A 15,015-nucleotide genomic window follows, 5' to 3' on the forward strand; every position below is an offset into this window, starting at 1 on the left:
TGAGTCGCTCTCCGACGCCGTGCCTTGCCGGTATGGCGCCTGGGGTCAATCCAGACGAAGCAAGAGGTTGCAGATGTTGATTTCGGTTCAGGCCCTGCGGGCACTCGCCGCGTGGGCTGTTGTGTGTCACCACTTCATGCAGATTTTTTTCGACTTCCATCCGAGTGGGCCCGTCGGCCGCTTTTTCACTGAAAAAGGCGCGGTCGGCGTCGACATTTTTTTTGTCATCAGCGGTCTGGTCATCTACCTGTCAACCGTGGACAAGGACATCCCCGCCGGCCGTTTCATGCTCAACCGGGTTATTCGTATCGTCCCGGCGTACTGGCTGTACACCTTGGTGATGGGTCTTCTGGTCGTGGTCGCCCAACCGCTGCTGCCCCACCAGGTGGTCGACTGGCAGAGCTTCGTGCTGTCGCTGCTGTTCATCCCTTCGGAAAATCCCGGCGGTTACGGCCTCTATCCCACTCTCAACGTGGGCTGGACGCTGAACTACGAGATGCTGTTCTACGTGCTGTTTTCGATGGTTTTTCTGTTTCAGCAACGGCTGCGCCCGTTGATCCTGGCGGCGGCGCTGTTCGCCATTACCGATGTGCTGGGTCGGTCGGGGCTGGTCAGCCGGTTCTACGCCAATGACATCGTTTACGAATTCCTGCTCGGCATTTTCGTCGGCGTGATGTATCGCCGGGGCTGGATCAGCGAGCGGTTGTGGTTGCCATTGATCGCGATCGGCGCCGCGCTGTTCACCATCGACCACCTGCAACCGGCGCCTCGCATCATCAACTGGGGCCTGCCGAGCGCGGTGATCGTGGTGGCGTGCATCTCCCTCGAACCCTATCTGCGCAACTACCGCCTTCTCAAAGTCATGGGCGATTGCTCGTATTCGGTGTATTTGCTCCACGTGCTGGTGCTGTACGCGGGCTGGCTGGTGAGCGAACGTTATGGCGTTAATCCGTATGTGGTGTTCGCCGTCTGTGTTCCGGTCATCGCCCTGGGGGCGTGGCTCAGTTATGAGTGGATTGAGAAGGGCCTGTACCGACGCATGAAGGGCTGGCTGGATCAGAGAAGGGCGAGCAAGGAAGCAGCTCTGTCATGACGGGTTTTTAGTCGAGGCGAACCGCTTACCTGACTAAAACACTAGGGCTTTGTCAGGCGCAGTTGATTGGCGTAAACTGCGCCCCACGTCTGCGAGGAATTTTCATGACCGCTATTACGATTACTGATGCCGCCCACGATTACCTGGCCGATCTGCTGGAAAAGCAGAACACCCCCGGCATCGGCATCCGCGTGTTTATTACCCAGCCTGGCACCCAATACGCTGAAACCTGCATTGCCTACTGCAAGCCGGGCGAAGAGAAACCTGAAGACACGGCCATCGGCCTGAAAAGTTTCACCGCCTGGATCGACGCGTTCAGCGAAGCGTTTCTGGACGACGCCGTTGTCGATTACGCGACTGACCGCATGGGTGGTCAACTGACCATCAAGGCGCCAAACGCCAAAGTGCCGATGGTCAACGCCGACAGCCCGATCAACGAGCGTATCAATTACTACCTGCAGACCGAGATCAACCCGGGTCTCGCCAGTCACGGCGGCCAGGTGACCTTGATCGAGGTGGTGGAAGAAGATGAGGCAAATGTCGCCATTCTGCAGTTCGGCGGTGGTTGCCAGGGTTGCGGTCAGGCAGATGTGACGCTCAAGGAAGGCATCGAGCGCACATTGCTGGAGCGCATCCCCGAGCTGACCGGTGTGCGTGACGTGACCGACCACACCCAGAAAGAAAACGCGTACTACTGAGTCAACGTGTGATTCCAGGAAGTATGGTGTTGCAGGCAAGCCCCGACGAGTTCGGGGCTTTTTTGTGGGCGCTCGCCAAGGTCTAGAGGCGCACGCTAGGGCCTGAACACATGGGCATGGCCCGCGCGATACAGCGATGACTCGCTGAACACGTCGTTGCCCAGTACCCGACCCACCAGGATCAGCGCGGTGCGACGAAATCCCTTGATCCGCACCTTCTCCTCGATATCTGCCAGTGTGCCGGTGACCCAATCCTGATCGGGCCAGCTGGCGCGATGCACTACGGCGATGGGGCAGTCGGCGCCATAGTGCGGCGTCAGCTCGGCGACGATCTTGCCGAGGTTATTGACCCCCAGATGGATCGCCATGGTTGCCCGGTGCCGTGCCAGATCGCCCAGGCTTTCGCCTTCGGGCATGTCGGTTTTGTCGGCGTAGCGGGTCAGGATCACGCTCTGGGAGATGTCCGGCAGCGTCAGCTCTGTCCCGAGCAACGCGGCGCAGGCGGCGGTGGCGGTGACGCCGGGGATGATTTCGAAGGGGATCTGCAGCTCGCGCAGGCAGCGGATTTGTTCGCCGACCGCGCCATACAGGCTCGGATCGCCGGAATGCACACGCGCCACGTCCTGGCCCTGTGCATGAGCGGATTTCATCAGCTCGATGATCTGCTGAAGGTGCAATGGAGCGCTGTTGGTGACCTGGATCGCCTGATGACCTTCCAGCACTGCTTCAGGCACCAGGGAACCGGCGTAGATGATCACCGGGCAGGAGCGGATCAGCCGCTGGCCTTTGACAGTGATCAGGTCCGGATCGCCGGGGCCGGCGCCGATGAAAAAAACAGTCATGGGGTGTCCTGATTGGAGTTCATTTGAGCAGTGGCTCGTCGGATGCATTCTCCCTGAGCGCACTCGGTCTGACTTTGTAGGACTGGCTTTAGCCGGGAAGGGGCCCTAGGGCACACCATCAAAATCTGCGGTGTGACTACTGACGTCTTCCCGGCTAAAGCCGGTCCTACAAGGGTTGGCCGGTCCTACAAGATTGCGGTTGCCAGAGCAAAGGTCCCGTGGGGGCTTTTTCGGCGGGGGATGACCAAGGTCGCGGGCGCGCCGGTCAACCGTGTCACCATCGCCAGCGCCGCGCTTTCTGCCACGCCGTAGCAGCCGGTGCGTTCGAAGGCGATGTCCGAACGGTAAGTCAGCTGTGCCTCGTAAGCCGCCAGATCATCCGCGCTGAAAAACCCGATCGTCAGCCCCAGCTCATGACCCAGTTCCAGCAGCCCTACCTCAGCCGACTTGCCGTCAATGGAGGCGAGGGCGGCAACGTCTTTCAGCTCAAGACGACCCTCCCGCAACCCATCCTCCATCAACTGTCGAAGCTCCAACGCCGAACAGCCGCGCTGGCAGCCCAGACCGACCACCCACAGCGGCCGATCGCGCACTTCATTCACAGAGCAGGCTTCAAACCGACGTGCGTCTCGGTCGCTTCATTGCGCCGAAACAACCAAGCGCTGATCCAGCCCAGGGCAATCCAGAAAACCGCATTGGTCAGCAGCGACGCGATCTTGAATTGCGCTTCAAGGGCTTCCGGCGCCAGTGCCAAATGCACCGCCGGTTGCGGCGCGCCGACGATATGCGGCACCACCAGGATCACCGCGCCCAAGGCCTTCAACACCCAGTGCCGTGCAAACACTATCAATGCCAGGCCTGCAGCCGTGGAGGCGGCGGTGCCGACCCACCAGATCTGCCGTTGGGTCAGATCCGCCGCGACAGTGCCGGGCAGCTCGGGCGGCAAACCAAGAGTGGGCGCCAGCACGAACACCGCATAACCGGCCAACCCCCACAGCACGCCTTCGCGGGCACTGGTCGGCGTACGCAGGGTGTACAGCGCCGCCAGCATCAGGGCGAAGCCGACCGCGACCACCAGATTGCCGCCGGTGGTGGACAGCACGCGCTGCCAGCCGTCTTCCGGCTCCCAGGCTTCGGCGTCATGGACGTGGCCGGCCATCGCACCCTCGGCGTGCTCGTGCATCTCGGCAGCCGGGGCCTTTTCGTAGGTCTCCGCCTGCAGGATCAGTGGCGCCACCGAGAAGCTTTGGAGCAGTGTCAACAGCAGGGCGGCGAGCAGTCCGGTGAACCCGGCCGTTTGCGCAATTCGCTTGAACATGGCGGCGGGTCTCAATGGCACGGGAAGGCGGAGCTGTGACGGGTGTCGTGTGCCGCGTTGTGCACCGCATCGATGTGGGAGAAACCGGCGAAGTACACTAGAAACGCACCGAGAAACATCGCGCTGACGGCGGCGACAAGGCGCTGGCTTTGGGTGGCGGTCACGGCTGTTGTGGTGTTTGTGCTGGTGCCGGACGTCTGGCGGGGTGTGCTGATGGACATGGCGCTTCCCTCTGAAGTGGATTCAGCGGACGGAAAGGCGCGAAGACACCGCAGACGAAGGCCGGCAGTGATCAACAGCGCCCGCCCACCGCGGGTTGTTATGGTGCGTTATCGGGCCGGTCTCCGGGCTCGCGAGGGGCACATGCATCAGCCGTTACAGCCGACGTGCCTTCAAGAATCGCCTTCCCATATCGATGCCGACACAGTGGATCTGACTCTTCACTCGCTTACCGTTGCGGGGGCAGCACCGGACTGATACACACCCGAAGGTCTGTACGCACCGGTTTCCCGTTTCACCCTGTGAAGGGCACCCGTAACAAGGTGTGTAGCAGACCACGGGCTGTTTGGCTCGTCAATCGGCCCTTCAGCCGATGCGTCAATCAATGCAGCGATCGGTGCGTCAATTGGCGCGGCACTCATTGCAAAGCACGATTGACCGGCCTCCAGTCACTGCGTAGCCTTGCGCACTTGAGGTTCGCCGGGCGCCTTTATCAACTACCAAGGCCACCGGCGCTAAGAAGGGAATGCGGTTTCAAGCCGCAGCTGCCCCCGCAACTGTAAACGGACAGCTTCATTGCACAGCCACTGCGCGAGCGGGAAGGCGCAATGAATGCCAGTCGCCTGATGATGCCTGTCAGCGACCGGCCGCCGTGAGCCAGGAGACCTGCCTCGAATCGGACCGCCTGCAAGCGGCCGAGGAATTCCACTACAACCGGGCGGGGTGATCCGGTGGCGAATTTAACCGCGCGCCTGCTTCCACCGGCCTGCGCTGTTTTCGTCCTCGTTGCCCCGCCGCACGCCTGAGGGCAACCGATGAAAACACTGGCCAAACTCCCTGTCACCATCGTCACCGGCTTTCTCGGCTCGGGCAAAACCACCTTGTTGCGGCACATGCTCGACAACGCCGAAGGCCGGCGCATCGCCGTCATCGTCAATGAGTTCGGCGAACTGGGCATCGACGGCGACATCCTCAAGCAATGCACCATCGGCTGCACCGAAGAAGAAGCCGTCGGTCGTGTGTACGAGCTGGCCAACGGCTGCCTGTGCTGCACTGTTCAGGAAGAGTTCTTTCCGGTGATGCAGGAACTGGTCGCCCGTCGCGGCGACCTCGATCACATCCTCATCGAAACCTCGGGCCTGGCCCTGCCGAAACCGCTGGTTCAAGCCTTCCAGTGGCCGGAAATTCGCAACGCCTGCACCGTCGACGCCGTGATCACCGTGGTCGACAGCCCGGCCGTGCTCGCGGGCACCTTCGCCGCGTTCCCGGACCAAGTCGACGCCCAGCGCAAGCTTGACCCGAACCTGGATCACGAATCGCCGCTGCACGAACTGTTCGCCGACCAACTGGCCAGCGCCGATCTCGTCGTGCTGAACAAGGCCGACATGCTCGACGCGGATGCTCTCGCCGCCGTGCGTGCCGAAGTCGCCGAAGAACTGCCGCCGGCGGTGAAGATCGTCGAAGCGAACCGGGGCCAGCTGCCGATCAGCGTATTGCTGGGCCTGGGCGCCGAATCCGAGCTGCACATCGACGGGCGCAAGACCCACCACGATCACCACGAAGGCGACGATCATGATGATCACGACCATGACGCCTTCGACTCGATTTCCATCACGCTGCCCCAGGCCGACGAATCGCTGTTGCTCGACGCGCTGACCCAGGCCGTCGTCCAGCACGGCATCCTGCGTGTCAAAGGCTTCGCCGCCATTCCCGGCAAACCCATGCGCTTGTTGGTGCAAGGCGTCGGCACGCGTTTCGACAAGCATTTCGACCGCGCCTGGAAGCCAGACGAAGCTCGGGAAACCCACCTGGTGCTGATCGGCCAGGAACTGGACGCCGGCGTCCTTGAAGCGCAATTGCGCGATGCAGTCTCAGGCATAAAAGGCTAACCATGCACCTGCTGCGTACACAGCCCGGCGGCTTCGTCCCCGACGACAGCATCGCTGACCTGGGCCAGACGCCCGCCGAGCTGGTGATCCTGTGCAGCGCCGACTCGAATCTGGCGCTGCTGGCTGAAACCGCGCGGCAATTGCCGGATAGCTACCCAAGCCTGCGCCTGGCCAATCCGATGCAGGTGCAAAACCATGCGTCGGTGGATTTGTACGTCGACGAGGTGCTGCGCCACGCGAAAGTCATCCTGATTTCCCTGCACGGCGGCATCGGCTACTGGCGTTACGGCGTCGAGCGGCTGGTGGAGCTGGCCGCGAAAGGCGTGAAGCTGATTCTGGTCCCGGGCTGTGATCGGCCAGACCCCGAGCTGAGCGGCCTGAGCACGGAATCCGTCGAAGACCGCGAGCGTCTCTGGCATTACCTGCGTCAGGGCGGCAAGCACAACGCGCTGGCGCTGTTCAATTTCATCGCCACACGCTGGCTGGGTGGCGACTACCCGTGGGCCGAGCCGCAAACCCTGCCGCGCACCGTGATTTATCACCCGCAGAACGCCAACGCCGACCTGGCCCGCTGGCAGGCCGACTGGCGCGCCGATCAGCCGGTCGCGGCCGTGCTTTTCTATCGCTCCCACCTGCAGGCAGCCAACACCGGCTTCATCGATGTGTTCTGCGAGCGCTTGTCGGCCCAGGGCCTGAACCCGTTGCCGATTGCCGTCGCCAGCCTGAAGGAAGCCGGCTGCATGAGCGCGATACAGGACTGGCTCGACGAGGTTGATTGCGAGGTCATTCTCAACACCACCGGCTTCGCCCAATCCAGCCCGGAAGCGCCAGATGTTCGGCCGTTTCGCCGAGACATCCCGGTCATTCAGGCCATTTGCGCCCAGGACAACGAACCCGCCTGGCAGGCAAGCGCCCAAGGGCTGGGCCCCCGCGACCTGGCGATGCACATCGCGCTGCCGGAACTGGACGGGCGCATCATCAGCCGGCCAATCAGCTTCAAGGACCTGGCCTGGCACAGCGAGCGCAGTCAGTCCGACGTGGTTTGCTACCGCGCCCAGCCGGAACGCATGGATTTCGTCGCCGAACTGGCCCGGCGCTGGGTGCTGCTTGCCCGCACCGCCAACACCGACAAGCGCGTAGCGCTGATTCTGGCGAACTACCCCACCCGCGACGGGCGCATTGGCAACGGCGTCGGCCTCGACACCCCGGCGGCCGCGCTGAACATCCTGAAGGCCATGCAGGCCGAGGGTTACCCGGTTGAAGGCCTGCCCGAGACCGGTACTGCGCTGATTCACGCCTTGCTCGGCGGCGTCACCAACGATCCGGACAGCCTCGATCAACGGCCGTGCCACCAGAGCATGGCCATGGACGAGTACAAGGCGGCGTTTCAAGCGCTGCCGCAAGCCAATCGCGATGCAGTCATCGCGCGATGGGGCGCCCCTGACACCGACCCCATGTGTCGGGACGGGCGGATGATGATCGCCGGCCTGCGTTTCGGCATGACCTTCGTCGGCATTCAACCGGCGCGGGGCTACAACGTGGACCACAGCGCGGTGTATCACGACCCTGATCTGGTCCCGCCCCACGGCTATCTGGCGTTTTACTTCTGGCTGCGCAAACGCTATGGCGCTCATGCTGTCATCCACGTCGGCAAGCACGGCAATCTGGAATGGCTGCCGGGCAAAGGCGTCGGTCTGTCCGAGTATTGCTGGCCGGACGCGATCCTTGGCCCGATGCCGAATATCTACCCGTTCATCGTCAACGATCCGGGCGAGGGCGCCCAGGCCAAGCGCCGCACCCAGGCGGTGATCATCGACCACTTGATGCCACCGCTGACCCGCGCCGAAACCTACGGTCCGTTGCGCGACCTTGAACTGCTGGCGGACGAATATTACGAAGCGCAGCTGCTTGATCCGCGCCGCGCCAGGGAGCTGCAAAAAGACATTCTCAGGCTGGTGCGCGAGACCCACATCGACCGCGAACTGGCGATGGACGGGGACGCCAACAGCGAGGCCGACGCCGCCGTGTGGCTGCCGCGCCTGGACACCTACCTGTGTGACCTGAAGGAATCGCAGATCCGCGACGGCTTGCACGTATTCGGCGAGTCGCCCACCGGCCGGCTGCGCATCGACACGCTGCTGGCCATGGTGCGCGTGCCTCGCGGCGATGGTCGCGGCGGTCAGGCCAGTCTGCTGCGGGCATTGAGTCAGGCGCTGGCGCTGGATTTCGACCCGCTGGACTGTGATCTCGGTGCGCCATGGACCGGCGACAAACCTCACGCATTACATGAAGTCAGCGCTGAACCATGGCGCACGACGGGTGATACCCGCGAGCGGCTGGAGCTTTTGGCTGCGCAGATGATTGAGAAGATTGCCAGCGGCGTGCCTATCAGTAATACCTTTGCAAACAACAGCTTGTCCGATGTTGTTCAGTCTCTGCATGAAGTGGTTATCCCTCGCCTAGACGCCTGCGGTCCAGCCGAAATGTCGAATCTGCTCAGCGCGCTAAGTGGGCGTTTCGTCCCGGCCGGCCCGAGCGGCGCCCCCAGCCGAGGACGGCTGGACGTGCTACCGACCGGGCGCAACTTCTTCTCCGTGGACGTGCGCAATCTGCCGACCATGACCGCGTGGCGCATTGGTTTCCAGTCGGCAAATCTGTTGCTGGAGAGGCACTTACAGGATCATGGTGATTATCTACGTCAACTGGGGCTTTCGGTCTGGGGCACGGCGACCATGCGCACCGGCGGCGACGACATCGCCCAGGCCATGGCGCTGATGGGCGTGCGTCCGGTGTGGGCGACGGGCAGTCAGCGCGTCGATGACTTTGAGATCCTGCCCCTGAGCCTGCTCGACCGGCCGCGGGTCGATGTCACCCTGCGGGTTTCCGGTTTCTTCCGCGACGCGTTCGCCAACCTGATCCGCCTGTTCGACGCCGCGGTGCAGGCCGTCGCGGCGCTGGACGAGCCCGACGACATGAACCCGCTGGCCGCCCGCGTGCGCCAGGAGCGCGAGCAATTGCAGCGCGACGGTCTGGATGTCGAGCAAGCGGCGAAGCAGGCTGGCTGGCGCATCTTCGGCGCCAAGCCAGGCGCGTATGGCGCAGGGGTACAGAACGCCATCGACGGGCGCTTGTGGCAGAGCCGCGAAGACCTCGCCGAGGTCTACCTGACCTGGGGCGGCTACGCCTACGGCGGCAGCGACGAAGGCACGCCGGCCCGTGACGGTTTTGCCAAGCGGCTGAGCCAGGTTCAGGCGGTGCTGCAGAACCAGGACAACCGCGAACACGATGTGCTGGATTCAAACGATTACTACCAGTTCCAGGGCGGCATGCTGGCGGCAGTGGAAAGCCTGTCCGGCGAGAAAGTCGCCAGTTATCACGGCGACCACAGCCAGCCTGATCTGCCGAAGATCCGTACGCTGAAGGAAGAGCTCAACCGGGTGGTGCGCTCCCGGGCGGCCAACCCGAAGTGGATCGAAGGGGTCAAGCGCCACGGCTACAAGGGTGCGTTCGAGATGGCGGCGACGGTGGATTTCCTGTTCGCCTTCGACGCTACCACCGAGCTGATCGACGATCACCAATACGCGCTGCTGGCCGATGCCTATCTGCTGGACGCCTCGACCCGTGATTTCATCCAGCAGCACAACCCGGATGCGCTGCGGGACATGACCGAGCGCATGCTCGAGGCGCAGCAGCGCGGCCTGTGGCAGGAACCGGGCGAGTACCGCGAGGCGCTGGAGAATCTGTTGCTGGACATCGAAGAGTCATGAGCGTGAATGAGGGCCTGCACAGCAGCCTGTGCAAACGCCTGACTGGATTGAACACTGTGATTGACCCGCGGCTTTACGAGAACCGACCATGACCGACACCCCACATTTTCCCCTCGCTGCCGTCGTCGGTGCCGATGACCTGAAGCTCGCCCTGTGCCTGACCGCCATCGACCCGAAAATCGGTGGCGTGCTGATCGAGGGCCCGCGGGGCATGGCCAAATCGACCCTGGCCCGAGGGCTGGCGGATCTGCTGGCCAGCGGTCAGTTCGTCACGCTGCCACTGGGTGCAACCGAAGAGCGCCTGGTCGGCACGCTGGACCTCGACGCGGCGCTGGGCGAGGGCCGCGCGGCATTCTCGCCGGGGGTTCTGGCCAAGGCGGACGGCGGCGTGTTGTACGTCGACGAGGTCAATCTGCTGCCGGACCATCTGGTCGACCTGCTGCTGGACGTGGCCGCCAGCGGGGTCAATCTGGTGGAGCGCGACGGCATTTCCCATCGCCATGCCGCGCGCTTTGTGCTGATCGGCACCATGAACCCGGAAGAAGGCGAACTGCGCCCGCAGTTGCTCGACCGTTTCGGCCTGAACGTGGCGTTGAGCGGGCAGACATTGCCGGAACAGCGCGGGCAGATCATTCGCCGCCGTCTGGATTTCGACGCCGCGCCTGAGGCGTTCTGTCAGCACTGGGCCCCGCAGCAGCAGGCGTTAAAGGCGCGGTGTGAAACCGCCCGGAGCCTGTTGCCGACCATCGAGCTGGATGACGTCAGTCTGGGCCTGATCACCGAGCGTTGCTTTGCGGCCGGGGTCGACGGTTTGCGTGCGGATCTGGTCTGGTTGCGCGCGGCCCGTGCCCATGCCGCCTGGCGCGGCGGTGCTCAGATCACCGAAACCGACATCGACGCCGTGGCCGATTTCGCTCTGCGCCATCGTCGTCGGGAGCCGCAACCGCCGCATCAGTCTCAATCCCCGCCGCCTGCGTCATCAGAGCAAAGCCCGCCGAGACCCGACAACGGCGCTCAGCCGCAGCATGACGCGCCAGAAACCGGCGAGGGCAGTTGGGGTGAGTTACCCGCCCGCAGCGTGCAGACGGGCAGTCGTAAAGAAGTACCCCACTGGCCAAAAAAGCCCTAGGCATTCGCCCCCGCCTGTCAAAGGGGGCGAATGCCAGCCCTCGACCGGGCGCACTGGTCGGGGGTAGAAACGGCGCTGCCCGCCCCGGTGCGGAGGGCGCCATTGCCTGGCTGCCGACCTTGCTGCGCGGCCGCCCTCGGGTTCGTGACGATCTGGTACGTCAGCCCCGCAGTCGCCGGCCGGAGCAGCTCTGGCTGGTGATCGTCGACGCGTCGGCATCGACCCGGCGCAATCAGGCGTTGAGTCAGGCGAAGGGTTTATTGGCGGAATTGTTCGATGATGCGTATCGGCAGCGTGCCAGGCTGGCGTTGCTCACCGCCAGCGGCAAGGGCGCGCGCTGGCAGCATCAGGGCTTGAAAGCCAGCGCCGCGTTGCAACCTTGGCTGGATGCATTGGGTGCTGGGGGCGGCACGCCGCTGTTCGACGCGATCAATCAGGCGGCGGACTGGTCTGCAAAACGGCAGAAGCGCTGCCCGGCGGAACAGCAACGGGTGCTGATTCTCACGGACGGGCGCGTCAAAGACATGCCGACGCTATCAGCACGACCGGCGCAGCCGCTTCCCTTGTTCGGCGGCCCCGTGCTGCTGATCGATATCGAGCGCGGGCCCATTCGACTGGGCCGCGCCCGGGACATCGCCGCGCAGCTGGACGCCGACTACCGTCACATCGACGAGTGCTGAGCGCGCGTCGTCGGCAGGGGTTAGATCAGCAGGTCTTCAGGCGGGCATGGTCCACGGCTCAAGGCTGTAGCCTTCGCCGCTGATCTCGGCACGGGCCTGTTCCAGGAACTGCGCCAGTTGTTTCGGATCGGAGTAGGCGCTGCTGGGAATCTGTTTGCGGCCAATGCGGGTGCTGGTGCGGTCGACGACGGTCAGGCTCAGTTCGCCATTGCCGTCCTGCGGGGCCCAGGCCACGCACTGGAAGGGTTCAAAGGCGTGACCGGCAATCAGCAAAGCATCGTTGAAGCGCAAGGGGGCGTTCATGGACTGTCCTCAAAGTGCCCGTATCCGTTGGCACCGGCGGCGGGCGTTTCGCTCGGTGGTTACGCGTATTGCTACTTGTGTTGCTACTTGTACTGATGACCGTCCCCCACGGCTGAGTCACACCCATTTCTGAAATTTCTTGATTTATTTTAAGCGTCGGTCCGATCGCGCTTCCTCGCCGCGCTTGGGCCAAACTCCTGCAATGCCTTGGCAGCGCACGCCCGATCGCCGTCTATCTCAGGCCACGCTGCTAAGCACGTTTCGATCTTAGGCTTATAGATAATCGATCCAAGGACGCGTCAAAAATCTTGCTATGGTGTCAATCGGCCTTCACAAGCTACTGTTTAAAAAACGTTTTCCCACGATCACTATGCGACCCCGGCGCCAAGGAAACTCACATGCATGATCTGGCCTCCATCCGCCGCTTGCTGATCGTCGAACCGTGCGAGGAATGCCTGCAGTTGGTCCCCGGCTTGCGCATCGCGGGTTGGGATGTCGACAGCTGCACCCTTGAAGAGGCAGCGCTGCGTCCCTGTGACGTGGGCCTTATCCGCCTGCTGCCCGAGCATTTCGAACACCCCGAAGTGGTCAAATCCCTTATCTCCCGAAGCAATACAGAATGGATCGCAGTCCTGACCAGCGAGGACCTGCGCCGCGAACACATCGGTGATTTGGTCTGTGAGTGGTTTTTCGATTTCCATACCTTGCCCTTCGATGTAGCCCGGGTGCAGGTGACATTAGGCCGCGCCTACGGCATGGCACGGCTGCGTGCCAAAGGTGCCAGTTATGCCAAAGGCGCCCCGTACGGAGAGAGCCCGGGTCCGCAACTGCTGGGGGAAAGCCGGCCCATGCGCGAACTGCGGCGATTGCTGAGCAAGCTGGCGCCCACCGAATCGCCGGTGCTGATCCGTGGCGAAGGCGGGACGGGAAAGGAGCTGATCGCGCGCACGCTGCACGCGCAGTCCCAGCGCCGCGAGCAGCCATTCATCTCGATCAACTGCGGGGCGACGCCGGAGCATTTGCTGCAGGAAGAACTCTTCGGCGAGGCATGGGAGGACGTCGATGCATCACGCCAGCGCAGGACGGGGCGCATCGAAGAAGCCAACGGCGGCACGCTGTTTCTCGACGAGATTGGCGATCTGCCCCTGGAGGTCCAGGCCAATCTGTTGCGGTTCCTGCAGGATCCGCACATCGAGGTGGCAGGCGAGCGGATCCCGGTCGATGTGCGGGTGCTGGCGGCGACCAATGTCGACCTGGAAGCGGCGATTCGCATGAAGCGTTTTCGCGAAGACCTGTATTACCGGCTCAACGTCTTGCAGGTGGGCACCGCGCCGCTGCGCGAGCGGCACGGCGATCTGGCCTTGCTGGCCAATCACTTCGCCCAGTTCTACAGCCGGGAGACCGGCCGGCGGGTGCGTAATTTCAGTCAGGACGCGCTGGTCGCCATGGGCAAGCACGACTGGCCCGGCAACGTGCGAGAGCTGGAAAACCGGGTGCGCCGCGGGCTGGTACTGGCGGAAGGGCGGCAGATCGAAGCGTTTGACCTCGGGCTGCTGGGCGAAGAAGAGATCAGCTCCAGCATGGCCACTCTCGATGAGTACAAGTCTCGGGCGGAACGGCAGGCGCTGTGCGATGTGTTGACCCGTCACAGCGACAACCTCAGCGTGGCGGCCAAAGTGCTGGGCATCTCTCGCCCAACGTTTTATCGCCTGCTGCACAAACACCAGATTCGCTGATCACGCGTCGGGCGAGTTGTCCGGCGGCGCTTACGTCCGGCTGGTAGGCATTCAGTCGTTAATCAGTTGGGCAACCCGTTGCAACACTCGCTCACTGCGGTAGCTCCAGCTCCCGCCGATCACTTCGAAGGTCTGCCCATGGGCCACCAGCCACTGCCGGCTGGCCTCGAAGAATGCCTGGCGCTCGCTCAGGTCTGGCTGGCAACGCTGGCCGTCGCCGATCCATTCGACGCCTTCCGGCGAGAGCAACAGGTGCAGATCGTAATGGCGCTCGGCTAGTGCGGCTTCGAGCCACGCCGGGCAGTCGTTGAACAACGCGCGACTCCAGAGGGTGTTGCTCAGCAGGTGAGTGTCAAGAATCAGCAGCGCCGGTTTCAGCGAACGGGCGGCGTCTTCCCAGGCCAGTTGCTCATGGGCGATGACATCGATGTCTGCGTAAACGGTGTCCCGCTGCACCTCATCGATGAACTGGCGCACGTATTCGCCCACCAGCACGCCACCGAACTGCCGTTGAATCTCTTCCGCCAGCCAGCTCTTGCCGCTGGATTCGGGCCCTGTCAGTACCAGCACTTTCATCCCGGTCAACGCGCCAGCGCGGGGTCGGCGCGCCAGTCACGCCAGCCTTGCACGGCGAGCAGGGTGAACAGCGCGTACAGGCCGGCGGTGAGGTACAGCGCTTTGTAGAGAAACAGGCCGACGAAAATTACGTCGAGCAGGATCCACAGCGGCCAGCACTGCACGCGCTTCTGCGCCATCCATACCTGCGCCACCAGGCTGTAGCCGGTCAGTGTGGCGTCGAGCCAGGGTTGAGCGGCGTCGGTGAAGTGGGCCATGGCCGCGCCGAGGACAAGGCTGACCAGCGCGCCGGCCACCAGACTGAGCAGCAGGCTGCCACTGCCCAGCGAGGTGACGATGCGGCCGTTGTCCGCCGCGCCCCGGCGGGTCCATTGCCACCAGCCATACACCTGGAGCCCGGCGTACACCACCTGCAGGAGCATGTCGGAGTAGAGCTTCACGTCAAAGAAGATCCAGGTGTAGAGCAACACCATGACCAGGCCGATCGGCCAGCACCACGGGTTTTGTTTGACTGTCAGCCAGACGGCAATGACACCGAGTGCGGCGGCGAACAGTTCAAGCCCTGACATGGCGACTCCTGAGGAAACGATGAAAAAACGGGTCGGCGATTGTAGGCGCTTTATCGCCCGAGGTGGGGCGCGATGATGCGTCGGATGCGTCTGAAAAGGCACTGGAAAAACAGCCCGGGCAACCTGCGTGATTCATAGAGGAAATGTAACGACGATGAGACAAACGTCAAAGCCTTCGCGCCAGTATTCATGCTAG

Annotated in this window: 14 protein-coding genes and 2 riboswitches; of the genes, 7 read left to right on the forward strand and 7 right to left on the reverse strand. The window is 63.2% G+C overall.

Annotated elements, in window-relative coordinates; all coding sequences use genetic code 11:
- Positions 1-73 precede the first annotated feature (73 nt).
- The gene (locus AC07VF_RS03190) at positions 74-1,093 is read left to right on the forward strand and encodes an acyltransferase family protein (RefSeq protein WP_495008047.1); all 1,020 of its coding nucleotides are present in this window, start codon (positions 74-76) and stop codon (positions 1,091-1,093) included.
- Positions 1,094-1,197: 104 nt separating this feature from the next.
- Entirely contained in the window at positions 1,198-1,791 is a 594-nt protein-coding gene (gene nfuA / locus AC07VF_RS03195; RefSeq protein WP_133771305.1) for a Fe-S biogenesis protein NfuA, read from the forward strand.
- Between the two features lie 95 nt (positions 1,792-1,886).
- On the opposite strand, the gene cobM is transcribed toward nfuA, so the two are convergent.
- The 4 genes from cobM to AC07VF_RS03215 form a co-directional block, all read right to left on the reverse strand.
- A complete protein-coding gene (gene cobM, locus AC07VF_RS03200; protein ID WP_495008048.1) occupies positions 1,887-2,633 on the reverse strand; it encodes a precorrin-4 C(11)-methyltransferase in 747 nt (248 codons plus the stop codon).
- 185 nt (positions 2,634-2,818) lie between these two features.
- Complete coding sequence (locus tag AC07VF_RS03205) at positions 2,819-3,235, reverse strand: cobalamin biosynthesis protein (protein WP_495008049.1); 417 nt, start codon at positions 3,233-3,235, stop codon at positions 2,819-2,821.
- Positions 3,232-3,951: a CbtA family protein gene (locus AC07VF_RS03210; protein ID WP_495008050.1), complete on the reverse strand. Its 720-nt coding sequence runs from the start codon at positions 3,949-3,951 to the stop codon at positions 3,232-3,234. Before AC07VF_RS03210 ends, AC07VF_RS03205 begins: the two co-directional genes overlap by 4 nt.
- An 11-nt stretch (positions 3,952-3,962) precedes the next feature.
- A complete protein-coding gene (locus AC07VF_RS03215) occupies positions 3,963-4,172 on the reverse strand; it encodes a CbtB domain-containing protein (RefSeq protein WP_282372316.1) in 210 nt (69 codons plus the stop codon).
- A gap of 97 nt (positions 4,173-4,269) precedes the next feature.
- Positions 4,270-4,502: riboswitch (cobalamin riboswitch) on the reverse strand.
- Positions 4,503-4,626: 124 nt separating this feature from the next.
- Positions 4,627-4,858: riboswitch (cobalamin riboswitch) on the forward strand.
- Positions 4,859-4,985: 127 nt separating this feature from the next.
- Here AC07VF_RS03215 and cobW point away from each other — a divergent pair.
- The 4 genes from cobW to AC07VF_RS03235 all read left to right on the forward strand — a co-directional run bounded on the left by cobW (position 4,986) and on the right by AC07VF_RS03235 (position 11,635).
- Positions 4,986-6,059: a cobalamin biosynthesis protein CobW gene (gene cobW, locus AC07VF_RS03220; protein ID WP_495008051.1), complete on the forward strand. Its 1,074-nt coding sequence runs from the start codon at positions 4,986-4,988 to the stop codon at positions 6,057-6,059.
- Positions 6,060-6,061: 2 nt separating this feature from the next.
- Positions 6,062-9,826, forward strand: a complete 3,765-nt coding sequence (gene cobN / locus AC07VF_RS03225) for a cobaltochelatase subunit CobN (RefSeq protein WP_495008052.1) — start codon at positions 6,062-6,064, stop codon at positions 9,824-9,826.
- Positions 9,827-9,914: 88 nt separating this feature from the next.
- Positions 9,915-10,955: a magnesium chelatase ATPase subunit I gene (locus tag AC07VF_RS03230; protein ID WP_495008053.1), complete on the forward strand. Its 1,041-nt coding sequence runs from the start codon at positions 9,915-9,917 to the stop codon at positions 10,953-10,955.
- Positions 10,956-11,008: 53 nt separating this feature from the next.
- Positions 11,009-11,635 carry a vWA domain-containing protein gene (locus tag AC07VF_RS03235; protein ID WP_423574761.1) on the forward strand — a complete coding sequence of 209 codons (627 nt, stop codon included), beginning with the start codon at positions 11,009-11,011 and terminating at the stop codon, positions 11,633-11,635.
- 36 nt (positions 11,636-11,671) lie between these two features.
- On the opposite strand, the gene AC07VF_RS03240 is transcribed toward AC07VF_RS03235, so the two are convergent.
- Entirely contained in the window at positions 11,672-11,938 is a 267-nt protein-coding gene (locus AC07VF_RS03240; RefSeq protein WP_062381945.1) for a hypothetical protein, read from the reverse strand.
- A gap of 398 nt (positions 11,939-12,336) precedes the next feature.
- On the opposite strand from AC07VF_RS03240, the gene AC07VF_RS03245 reads away from it, so the two are divergent.
- Positions 12,337-13,674 (forward strand): sigma-54 dependent transcriptional regulator, encoded by a 1,338-nt coding sequence (locus AC07VF_RS03245; RefSeq protein ID WP_495008054.1) that lies wholly within the window; start codon positions 12,337-12,339, stop codon positions 13,672-13,674.
- Between the two features lie 51 nt (positions 13,675-13,725).
- Here the strand turns inward: AC07VF_RS03245 and AC07VF_RS03250 are convergent, their stop codons facing one another.
- Together AC07VF_RS03250 and pnuC are read right to left on the reverse strand one after the other, a co-directional pair.
- Positions 13,726-14,250, reverse strand: coding sequence for an AAA family ATPase (locus tag AC07VF_RS03250; RefSeq protein WP_346629825.1), 525 nt, complete (start codon positions 14,248-14,250; stop codon positions 13,726-13,728).
- Between the two features lie 5 nt (positions 14,251-14,255).
- Positions 14,256-14,819, reverse strand: coding sequence for a nicotinamide riboside transporter PnuC (pnuC, locus tag AC07VF_RS03255; protein WP_192172067.1), 564 nt, complete (start codon positions 14,817-14,819; stop codon positions 14,256-14,258).
- Positions 14,820-15,015: the final 196 nt, after the last annotated feature.

Source organism: Pseudomonas sp. GW821-FHT02H06, assembly GCF_059421525.1.